Here is a 9,988-nt window from a genome sequence, read left to right on the forward strand (position 1 = left end):
AGGGTTAAGGCTGGCAGAACAATCAAAAACCGTCGGTGCGACGGGATTAGCTTAGTCAATTTGCCTAACCGCTGATACAGATCATCGTATCAAGTATGGGTATTACCTAAGAAACCCCTACCTCTTTAGGTAGTGGGTAGTTCATAATAACCTGCAAGGAAGCAAAAGCCATGGATCAGACCGCCACTCAAACTTCACAAATCAACGCTAGCAGCACCGAAAAAGCCAGTGACGGCAAACTTATCAACGTCGCAGGCCCAGCCAAGCATAAATTTTATGACTTTTATTTAGATGAGCATCAAAATATGGCTTGTCGCCGTTTACATTTTGCCGGCAGTAGTTTTGGCTTATTAGGCTTAGCAAAATCCGTCAAGAACCGCTCAGTAAAACCACTGCTTAAAGGCATTGCCGCAGGTTACGCCTGCGCGTGGGTTGGCCATTTTTTCTTTGAAAAAAACAAGCCTGCCACTTTTAAATATCCCCTACAAAGCTTTGCTGGCGACATACGTATGTTCACCGACGTGCTACGCGGTAATTTAAGTTTAAAAGACCGCAAATTTGATAAAATTTAGTAAGCATAAAAAAACCAGCATGATAGCCATGCTGGTTTTTTTGCTTATTTAAAACTAAAGAACGTTGAACCTTTAGCTTTAAGCAAGCGGCTTAATATAGATGACTTATGCTTTTGCCATTTCTGCAAAAATCTCATCAGCTGCTTTGATAGAAGCGTCAATATCTGCGTCGCTATGTTTGATAGACATAAAGCCTGCTTCATAAGCCGATGGCGCAAGATAAATACCGCGATCTAGCATGCCATGGAAGAAGGTATTAAAGACGTCCATATCACACTCGGTCACTTCATCGAAGTTTTGCGGTACGCGCGTTGCAGCGTCTTTGACAAAGAACATACCAAACATACCGCCCAATTTATTGGTACGTAAATTAACGCCATGTTTGTCCGCTGCTGCTTGGAAACCATCAATAAGTTTGTCTACTTTCACTGATAATTGATCATAAAAACCATCGACGGTTAAGTCTTCAAACATCGCGATACCAGCGCGCATTGCTAGTGGGTTACCTGATAACGTACCCGCTTGATAAACGCCGCCAAGTGGCGCAATGCAAGACATCACTTCTTTTTTACCGCCAAAAGCACCAACGGGTAAACCAGCACCGATGATTTTACCAAAGCAGGTTAAATCAGGGTCAATGCCAAAATGCGCTTGGGCGCCGCCAAGGCCAACGCGAAAACCGGTCATGACTTCATCAAAAATCAATACCGCGCCGTTGGCGGTACATTGCTCGCGCAAGGTATTATGGAATTCTTGCGTTGGAATGACCATATTCATGTTACCAGCGATAGGTTCCACAATCACGCAAGCAATCTCACTACCCCATTTCGCAAAGCAATCTTTGATCGCTTGTGGGTCGTTATAAGGAATGGTAATCGTGTGCTTAGCAAAGTCCGCTGGCACGCCTTTTGAGGTTGGCTCACCAATATCTAGCATGCCTGAGCCCGCTTTTACCAATAAACTGTCAGAATGCCCGTGGTAGCAGCCTTCGAATTTAACGATTTTATCACGCCCAGTAAAGCCGCGTGCCAAACGAATCGCGCTCATGGTCGCTTCTGTGCCAGAGCTGGTCATGCGAACCATCTCAACGCTTGGGACGATGTCGCAAATCTTATCGGCAACAGTGGTTTCAAACGGCGTTGGCGCCCCAAAGCTTAAACCATCATCAGCGGCTTGTTTGACCGCATCAATTACTTTTGGATGCGCGTGGCCCAAAATCATCGGACCCCAAGAGCCGACATAATCGATATAAGCATTGTCTTCGGTGTCATAAATCTTACTGCCCGCAGCACGGTGTATAAAAACAGGCGTGCCACCAACGCCAGCAAAAGCGCGGACGGGCGAGTTTACGCCGCCAGGAATATGCTTGCGAGCTTGCGCAAAGAGTTGCTCATTTTTAGTGCTCATAATTATTCTCTACTTATGGGTTTTGTCTTATTTTATTAATAATGCATTAGGCTTTTTTAACCACCGATGATTTTAGCTTCATGGGGCCAAAGCCCTCGAGCTTACAGTCGATATCGTGACCATCAGATGCATCAGGCAAGAGGCGTATGCCTTTTGCTTTGGTGCCAACTTTGATAATAGTTGATGAGCCTTTAACCTTTAAATCTTTAACCACGGTGACGGTATCGCCATCTTGCAGCTTGTTACCGACCGCATCACGAATGATGGCGTCTTGGTCTTCAGCTTGCGCCGCATCAGTTTCAGCCGCGGTCCACTCATGAGCGCACATGGGACATACCAGCAGCGCACCGTCTTCGTACGTATAATCAGCATCGCATTTTGGGCAATTGGGTAAGCTCATAATTTCCTCGTCAGCCGTGATAAATTGGGTGTATTCTTACGCTATCATTGTACCGTAACTCGCCAGCTTTAACCAATTGCTTCGGCTGCAAACGCGCTACTGTGACTAATTGCTACATTCGTCTATCTCTTAACGCGGACGTTTTTTAACGCACGGTGTTTTGTGCTACTCTGCTTTAACTGAATTTGATTTGTTAGCCATGTGCTTTTAAATGATAAAAGCTGCACATGGCAAAAAATTTAAGACCACCTTTAATAACTCAGTATTGACCACAATATCTGAGATTATAACGACTGATAAATAGGACAATAACAATGACTCAATCAAGCTTATCAACATTGCCACAATTTGTTCAACTAACCATTCATGGAGAGGATGCGGGAAAATTCTTGCAAGGCCAGCTGACCTCTGATGTCACCAAGCTCGGGCTTAGCTATCAAGCAACGGCGCTTAGCAATTTAAAAGGGCGCATCGACTTTGGGCTCTGGATTAAAAAACAAGACGAAAAACATTTTGACGTGGTTCTCAGTGCCGATTGTGCGGAGGCTTTTCAAGCGCATTTAAAAAAATTCGGCGCCTTTTCAAAATTTGACACCAGTGCGCCGGTGCCAATTTATCCTTGCGTACTCGATGGGGTGCCAACCTTTAGCCATAAAGACGAGCATAATACGCCAGCGGACACCCAGGCGTGGATGCAAGCCAGTCTCGCAGCGGGTAACTATTGGATCGTTGCGGAAACGCGAGGCGAGTTTCAGCCACAAGAGCTGCGCCTGCATCAGCGCGGCGGTATGGACTACGACAAAGGCTGCTACTTGGGTCAAGAGGTCATCGCGCGTATTTACTTTAAAGCGGCGCCAAAAGCGTTTTTACATTATGTCAGCGGCACAGGTGACGTGCCAGCAGCAGGCGATAAGCTAGAGAAAATTCAAGTGGTCAATGCGATTGCCGATAACGATACTAATGATAATGGCTTTAAAGCCTTGGTCGTTGCCCGCCCAGAGCAGCTAGCAGATAGCGAGCTTACGATATTAGAATTACCGCCAGCGCTGCAAGCGGATGTTGCCCGTCAAAAATAACGTGAAATATCTCATAGCCTTAAAAGCACTCTTACTAAAAACGCAGCAGAGCAATTTATGAGCCATATTGCAGTACTCGGAGCAGGTGTGGTGGGCGTAACCAGCGCCTGGTATCTACGGCAAGCAGGCTATGATGTGACCGTCATTGAGCGTGAGTCAGCCGCTGGTATGCAAACCTCATTTGCCAATGGTGGTCAAATCTCGGTCTCACATGCGACGCCTTGGGCAAACCCTAGTACGCCGATGAAAGCGCTTAAATGGCTGTTTCGTGAGGATGCGCCGCTGCTGTACCGTTTGCGTGCTGATAAGGCGCAGTTAAAGTGGGCGATGCAATTTTTACAAGAATGCCGCGCAGATAGAGCCGATGCCAATTTGGTGCAAATGGTGCACTTAGGGCTGTATTCGCGCGATGCCCTGCAACAGCTGCGCGCTGATATCGGTATTGATTACGAGCAGCAAAGGCGCGGTATCATGCATTTTTATACCAATCAGGCTGAGTTTGATGCCGCCATCGCGCCGACAAAGCGTATGCAAGAGCTGGGCTGCGAGCGCTATGTGATTGATATTAATAATGCTATTAGCCTCGAGCCTGCGCTTTATCCTATCGCTCATAAGCTCAAAGGCGCAACCTATACCAGCCGCGATGAATCGGGCAATGCCCACCTATTTACTCAGCGCTTAGCGGCGCGCTGTGCCCAGGCGGGGGTAAAGTTTCTATACGATACAGAGGTTTTGGCATTAAATGCAGACGCCCATTCTGCCCGTCCGCATGTGCATAGTATGACCATTCGGCCTAAGGGCGAAAACGCGCAGACCTTTAGCGCGGACAGTTATGTGTTAGCGCTTGGTAGTTATAGCGTCGCACTGATGAAACCGCTTCACGTTCATCTGCCTATCTTCCCCGCCAAAGGTTATTCAGCGACTTATCAAGTCAATCCGCGCGCGCCACATCTCGCGCCATTTGTTAGTCTCATTGACGATGAGTTTAAATTGGTCACCTCACGCCTTGGTGATAAGTTACGAGTCGCTGGGACGGCAGAATTTAACGGCTATAATATGGATTTAAACGCTACCCGCTGCGCAGCGATTACCCGCCGCGTACAGCAATTATTCCCAAAAGGTATCATTGCCAATTCTGTGCATTATTGGACGGGCTTGCGACCAATGACCCCATCAAACGTACCGTTAATTGGACGCGCACATCGTGGTCAAGTACGGCATGGCAGTCAAAATACGGCAGCGACCTTTGATAATTTATGGCTTAATACAGGTCATGGTACGCTTGGCTGGACCCATGCGTGCGGTTCGGCAAAGGCAATCAGCTTATTGATACAAGGCGAGGTGCCGCCCGTTGATTTTGACTTTGTTGGCTTAGCAATGTAAAACTGGTAACGTGAAAACTAGCAACGCAAAAAAAGGCGCTACAATTATAAGTTAGCGCCTTTTGTTACCTACCATACTAACAAAGCTTTCTATCGTTTACAGAACGACGCGCTCCATAACAAAGCCGGGTTTTTTACTATAATAAAGCAACAATACAAACATTGCTCGTACAGACAAGGCAGGCCAAAACTCATATATTGGTATCACAAGTTAGCCACTGGCTAGTTGTAGAGTACTTAAAAATAGTAATTAAAGCACAGTACTTAAAAACAGTATCAAATAGGCAATAACAACCATAAATAATAACTTGCCTTCTAAAGCGCTAGGCAGACTGTTGATTTAATTTTTTAAGTAATGAATGTTTTAAACAATAGGCATGTAGAAGCGCAACAACTAAAATAAGGATTATAATAATGAACGAACATACGCTAAAAGGTGATTGGAAACAGCTTAAAGGTTCAGTTAAGCAAAAATGGGCCGATCTGACTGATGATGACTTGTTACACATTGAGGGTAGCCGTGACAAACTGGTGGGCAAAGTCCAAGAACGTTATGGTCACAGCAGAGATGACGCCGAGCGCGAAGTTGATGCTTGGCGCACTGAAAATAATTATTAGTAGTAGCTAATAAAAGTTACTATCATGAATGAAACTACTTATAAAACCTTGTTAAAAGACCTGTTTTTATGAGTTTACCTTTATAAACACGTTATCGAGTAGAAACCGCATTATAATTAGTGCGGTTTTTTTATTTGTTCTTTCTACGCATCCATTTATATAGGAATTACTATGGTAAGTATTTACCGCATACCGCTTATATAAATAGATCGCCAAAACCCAGACACGATAAAACCGCATAGCAATGAATTGTTATGCGGTTTTATTGTTAACCATCCTTGTTACCCATCACTACTCTAATCGCTGCATCCTTGCAGGATATTGAGTATAGTGTGATAGCCGAGCATCCTGCCCATTTCTTCTGACTACTACTGGCATCATCTGCCTGCAGCACGGGTCATGTGTCCTTATTACAATTGCTGTTATCATCCTGATGCCAGCAATTGAACTATTATCCTTAATACGGTCAACTCAATCCTTGAGCCACATTCCCTTATGCCGTGTGTGTATAGTGTCAAATTATACGCCTAGTGTTAAGTCGCGTAAGCGTCATTGCGTGTAAGCATATGCTTACATCGGCTAAATCACGCGAGCAATTATAATATAAACCTTTGATAAGACTATGTTTATTAGCACGTAATTTATTCGTAAATTTCCTTAAGATTATTTAAAAGCAAAATTAGTTAGCGACATTTATTAAAGTTAGCAACGCCTTAGTCACCTAAAGTGTCGAATGCTTACGCAAATATTTGCAAAATTTACAACTTATTAACAGCAAAGACATGTATTAATGAGTTTTAAGCTCTACTATGGGCATGTAAGAAAATATTTCAGTATTAAAAAAACAAATATCGGCTTTACCTACTCGTAGTTTGCCCACTTTAGATTGCATACTAATAGAGTGTGATGACGCACGATGAAACCTGTGTGCCTTAAATAACCGTTCCTTATTCATATAATAGGCTATACCAAAGGAGATTTTATTGTGAAAATTCTACCCGCTTTTTCATTTAAGACCGCAATGTCTGCTGGTCTAGCGCTGACTCTACTAGGGACGGTGGCTGGTTGTGCTGTGGTTGGGCCGGGCTACGAAGACTACCCGATATATAGTGGCAACGGTGGTTATGACAATGCGGACTACAATCGCGTCAGCCGAACCCTGCGCAATGACTTACGCCGTAAAGGCTATCAAGTCATGGACATCCGCTCTGATAACTATCGGGGCAAGCGCGCAATTACTGCCATTGCCAAAAAGAGCAATCAGGTTTATGAGCTTAGATATACCTACCCTGATCTAAGGCTTATCAGCTCAAACAAACGTGCATATTCTAATATCTGGCAAGATGACAGATACGATAAAAACCGTTACGACAAAGACGACTATAGAAGAGACAAATACTACAATAATGGCAGATATAAGCATAATAAACGCTATAAAAACGATGATATCGAAGACAACATCAAACGAGATTCGCGTTATCCAGCCATTAAACAACGGGCGATTAATAAAGTAAGAGCGATGGGTTACCGCGTGGAAGATATCGAACTCGATGAAAAGAACGGACGCGGGGTGTTTGAGATTGAGGCTAAGCGCGGTTCGCAAGAGTATGAAATATTACTTGGCTATCCAAACTTAAATGTGATTAAGGTTGAAAAAGACTGATCCTTAAAATGTGAATCGTTAAAGTGCTCATAAGACGATGGGAAAATCTGTTATGAAAATGTTGACCTTTTCCGCCTTAAAAGCTGTGTTTGCAGCTGGGGTGGTGGCTACGTTAATCAGCGCTACCGTGGGTTGTACCACTGTGACGCCAAGATATGAGGGTCACAAAGTCTATCATCCAAACGCTCACCACCGAGGTAACGGCAAGTACAATAATGGTCGATATAAGCATGGCCGCTATAATCATAGCAACTATAAAACCAATAATGGCCGCCACCATAATAAAAAAGGTCATCATAAAAGCAATAACGGTCACTATAAGTACAAAAAACATCATAAAAGTAATAACGGCCGTTACCACAATAATGGCCACTATCAAAACAACCATTCCCGCTATTAATAAACTTACTGTTAAGCTTTTGGCATCGTTGACTACTTGGTGCCTTTGGTCAAATAAGCCAGCCCTTGGTTTATTTGACCATTTTTTATAACCTAAATTTTTATAGTACGATTTTGTATAGCACGACTTTTTATAGCGCAGTTTTTTAGCGCAGTTTTTTAGCACAGTTAACAGCGCATTTAACATCATTATAAGAGGATATAATGAAAAACAATTTTTTATTAAAAACCAGCGTCACCACTGGTATGATTGCAGCGTTATTGACGATAACGACAGGCTGCGTCACCGCACCTGGCTATAACGCCTACGGTGATCTTTACGAAGATATTTACAAAGACAGCAAGATCTATAAAAAACACAAAAAGACCATTAAATCTATTGATAAAGAGCTTTATCAGCCTGCTATCGAGCAACGAGCCGCCAATAAAGTCAGCAATATGGGCTACCGCGTCAAAGACGTCAAATATAAGAAAGGCGACAGTAAAATCAAAGTAAAGGCCAAACGCGGCGGTGAAGACTATAAAATCGAGCTTGCTTATCCAAGCTATCATGTGATTAAAATAAAAGAAGACTGATAGCTAAGATTAAAAATCTAACACTTCAATCACATCATAGGCAGGCGTTTCATAAGGATGCGCCTGCTTTAGTGCCTCAACAACTGGCTTAATATGAGCGGCAGCCACCACCATCTCAACCCGCCATTCATCAACGGTTGCAAGTTTATCCTGCGCGCCAATATGGGGATTACTGCCAGCCAGCGGCATAAACTGCCCAGTCCCTTTTACCTGCCAACAGCACTGCTCATAATCGCCAATCTTTCCAGCGCCCGCCGCAAATAAAGCAGACTTTACTTGCTCTAGCGCTTCATCTGGAATAAAAACGGTCAGTTTATACATCAGTTACTCCTTTAACCAAACATGAAAACATGCAGAGCCATTATAAATTTACTACTTTTTGGATAATGAAGGATGGTCGGTCCAAATATATCGTAATAACCAATCTTTTGCTTCCCCCGCATAATCAATGCCAATCCGTGGCCGCAGCGACACGGGTGGCTGACAACCATCGTCTTCAACCCAAAGCCCTGAGGCAGGCGAGATAGGTTTACCGTATAAGGTACGGTCTATGTGCAGGCGCTTAGTCAGCTTGCCAGGGCCAGCAAACTGGCTGGGATGCGTCAGTTGCTTATCTACGCTAAGCAATTGCTCGTCAATCAAGCGGGCGCTATCTTCTGTTAAAAACCCCGCCCGTATCAATACCGCTTCTGGCGACTCCGCCGACCCGCTGACTAAATTGAGCATATGATGGATGCCATAAATAAGATAAACGTAAATGACACCGCCTTGGCTATACATAATCTCAGTACGCGACGTGCGCGTGCCAGCATGGGCATGACAAGCGGCATCACCTTCGCCAATGTAAGCTTCAGTCTCTGAGATACGCATACGCAATATTTTTTGCGCCCCATCGCTATCGGTTACCTGCCTGCATAACACTTTGCCAATCAAATCAGCCGCCACCACGCAGGTTGGACGGGTAAACCATGTAGGTTCTAAAATGGTGGACTGCGTGTCAGGTAATACGGACTTTAACATCAATGATGACCTTTTTTCTTATTTTCTTATAACAACGTTTGGACATTTGGACGTTTGTATATTAACGGTATAAATTTAACATAAAAGTCGGCTCAATGATGTCAAGCGATAGACCTTATTACCTATTGCAACTGATGCTATACAGACAATTAACTTAGTCTAATAGTAAGCTTAAAACTCGCTATTCAAGTTTGAATTTAAAAAGCTAAAAACATCCAACACTAAAAAATACAATCAAAAGGATAAGACGATGAATAACTCAAATACGAACAATAATAAGCCGCACGATAACAGTGAACACAATGATAGTGAAAAAGATACCAGCCAGAATACAACGGTGAAAAATAACATTGCTAATCACGATTCTGACGCTAAACAACAAAAAATTGCTATGAACTCCAATAGCAACAATAATCAACATAATAGCCAGTCAGACAGCAAAGACAGCAAAGACAGCAAAGACAGCAAAGACAGCAAAGACAGCAAAGACAGCAAAGACAGCAAAGACAGCAAAGATGGTATGTCGTCTAATAATGACAGTAAAGATGATAAGTCATCTGATAAAGACAACAAAAACGACAAATCGTCTGATAAAGACAACAAGAATGACAAATCTTTGAATAATGACAATAAGGATAATAAATCATCCGATAAAGACAACAATAAAAACTCTGACAAAGAAGATAAAGACAGTAAAAATGATGACTCTAAATATGGCGACGACAAAGAGTCTTCTTTAAAAGAGACTGCAGCAATTAAAGCTAAAGAAATGGCAGGTACCTTAGCGGATAAGGCGGCAGATGCGATGGAGACTGCGGCTAAGAAAATTAAAGAAGCACGCAAAGATAAATAATATATAGTGAGTGAAAAGTAAT

Annotated in this window: 12 protein-coding genes; 8 read left to right on the top strand and 4 right to left on the bottom strand. The window is 43.3% G+C overall.

Annotated elements, in window-relative coordinates; all coding sequences use genetic code 11:
• The first annotated feature begins 170 nt into the window (after positions 1-170).
• Positions 171-572 carry a DUF962 domain-containing protein gene (locus tag B4240_RS08410; RefSeq protein ID WP_296238287.1) on the top strand — a complete coding sequence of 134 codons (402 nt, stop codon included), beginning with the start codon at positions 171-173 and terminating at the stop codon, positions 570-572.
• A 105-nt stretch (positions 573-677) separates the two neighbouring features.
• Here the strand turns inward: B4240_RS08410 and hemL are convergent, their stop codons facing one another.
• Both hemL and B4240_RS08420 read right to left on the bottom strand, forming a co-directional pair.
• The gene (gene hemL / locus B4240_RS08415; RefSeq protein ID WP_296238288.1) at positions 678-1,979 is read right to left on the bottom strand and encodes a glutamate-1-semialdehyde 2,1-aminomutase; all 1,302 of its coding nucleotides are present in this window, start codon (positions 1,977-1,979) and stop codon (positions 678-680) included.
• 46 nt (positions 1,980-2,025) lie between these two features.
• Entirely contained in the window at positions 2,026-2,379 is a 354-nt protein-coding gene (locus B4240_RS08420) for a zinc ribbon domain-containing protein YjdM (RefSeq protein WP_296238289.1), read from the bottom strand.
• A gap of 314 nt (positions 2,380-2,693) precedes the next feature.
• On the opposite strand from B4240_RS08420, the gene B4240_RS08425 reads away from it, so the two are divergent.
• The 6 genes from B4240_RS08425 (at position 2,694) to B4240_RS08450 (ending at position 8,093) form a co-directional block, all read left to right on the top strand.
• Entirely contained in the window at positions 2,694-3,455 is a 762-nt protein-coding gene (locus B4240_RS08425; RefSeq protein WP_296238291.1) for a YgfZ/GcvT domain-containing protein, read from the top strand.
• Between the two features lie 57 nt (positions 3,456-3,512).
• Positions 3,513-4,838: a D-amino acid dehydrogenase gene (locus B4240_RS08430; RefSeq protein WP_296238292.1), complete on the top strand. Its 1,326-nt coding sequence runs from the start codon at positions 3,513-3,515 to the stop codon at positions 4,836-4,838.
• A 413-nt stretch (positions 4,839-5,251) separates the two neighbouring features.
• Entirely contained in the window at positions 5,252-5,455 is a 204-nt protein-coding gene (locus B4240_RS08435; protein ID WP_296238294.1) for a CsbD family protein, read from the top strand.
• A gap of 985 nt (positions 5,456-6,440) precedes the next feature.
• Positions 6,441-7,118, top strand: coding sequence for a hypothetical protein (locus tag B4240_RS08440; RefSeq protein WP_296238295.1), 678 nt, complete (start codon positions 6,441-6,443; stop codon positions 7,116-7,118).
• Positions 7,119-7,170: 52 nt separating this feature from the next.
• Complete coding sequence (locus B4240_RS08445) at positions 7,171-7,518, top strand: hypothetical protein (protein ID WP_296238296.1); 348 nt, start codon at positions 7,171-7,173, stop codon at positions 7,516-7,518.
• Positions 7,519-7,721: 203 nt separating this feature from the next.
• The gene (locus B4240_RS08450) at positions 7,722-8,093 is read left to right on the top strand and encodes a hypothetical protein (protein WP_296238298.1); all 372 of its coding nucleotides are present in this window, start codon (positions 7,722-7,724) and stop codon (positions 8,091-8,093) included.
• Positions 8,094-8,102: 9 nt separating this feature from the next.
• Here the strand turns inward: B4240_RS08450 and B4240_RS08455 are convergent, their stop codons facing one another.
• Both B4240_RS08455 and B4240_RS08460 read right to left on the bottom strand, forming a co-directional pair.
• A complete protein-coding gene (locus B4240_RS08455) occupies positions 8,103-8,414 on the bottom strand; it encodes a YqfO family protein (RefSeq protein ID WP_296238300.1) in 312 nt (103 codons plus the stop codon).
• A gap of 51 nt (positions 8,415-8,465) precedes the next feature.
• Entirely contained in the window at positions 8,466-9,113 is a 648-nt protein-coding gene (locus B4240_RS08460) for a DNA-3-methyladenine glycosylase (RefSeq protein WP_296238302.1), read from the bottom strand.
• Between the two features lie 250 nt (positions 9,114-9,363).
• Between B4240_RS08460 and B4240_RS08465 the strand changes: the two genes are divergently transcribed.
• Positions 9,364-9,966, top strand: a complete 603-nt coding sequence (locus B4240_RS08465; RefSeq protein WP_296238304.1) for a hypothetical protein — start codon at positions 9,364-9,366, stop codon at positions 9,964-9,966.
• Positions 9,967-9,988: the final 22 nt, after the last annotated feature.

The organism is Psychrobacter sp. UBA5136, from assembly GCF_002414005.1.
GTDB lineage: Bacteria > Pseudomonadota > Gammaproteobacteria > Pseudomonadales > Moraxellaceae > Psychrobacter.

Coding starts and splice junctions, on each gene's coding strand:
- B4240_RS08455 (WP_296238300.1), bottom strand. CDS start 8,414: ATGTATAAACTGACCGTTTTTATTCCAGATGAAGCGCTAGAGCAAGTA.
- B4240_RS08410 (WP_296238287.1), top strand. CDS start 171: ATGGATCAGACCGCCACTCAAACTTCACAAATCAACGCTAGCAGCACC.
- B4240_RS08420 (WP_296238289.1), bottom strand. CDS start 2,379: ATGAGCTTACCCAATTGCCCAAAATGCGATGCTGATTATACGTACGAA.
- hemL (WP_296238288.1), bottom strand. CDS start 1,979: ATGAGCACTAAAAATGAGCAACTCTTTGCGCAAGCTCGCAAGCATATT.
- B4240_RS08430 (WP_296238292.1), top strand. CDS start 3,513: ATGAGCCATATTGCAGTACTCGGAGCAGGTGTGGTGGGCGTAACCAGC.
- B4240_RS08425 (WP_296238291.1), top strand. CDS start 2,694: ATGACTCAATCAAGCTTATCAACATTGCCACAATTTGTTCAACTAACC.
- B4240_RS08460 (WP_296238302.1), bottom strand. CDS start 9,113: ATGTTAAAGTCCGTATTACCTGACACGCAGTCCACCATTTTAGAACCT.
- B4240_RS08450 (WP_296238298.1), top strand. CDS start 7,722: ATGAAAAACAATTTTTTATTAAAAACCAGCGTCACCACTGGTATGATT.
- B4240_RS08465 (WP_296238304.1), top strand. CDS start 9,364: ATGAATAACTCAAATACGAACAATAATAAGCCGCACGATAACAGTGAA.
- B4240_RS08445 (WP_296238296.1), top strand. CDS start 7,171: ATGAAAATGTTGACCTTTTCCGCCTTAAAAGCTGTGTTTGCAGCTGGG.
- B4240_RS08435 (WP_296238294.1), top strand. CDS start 5,252: ATGAACGAACATACGCTAAAAGGTGATTGGAAACAGCTTAAAGGTTCA.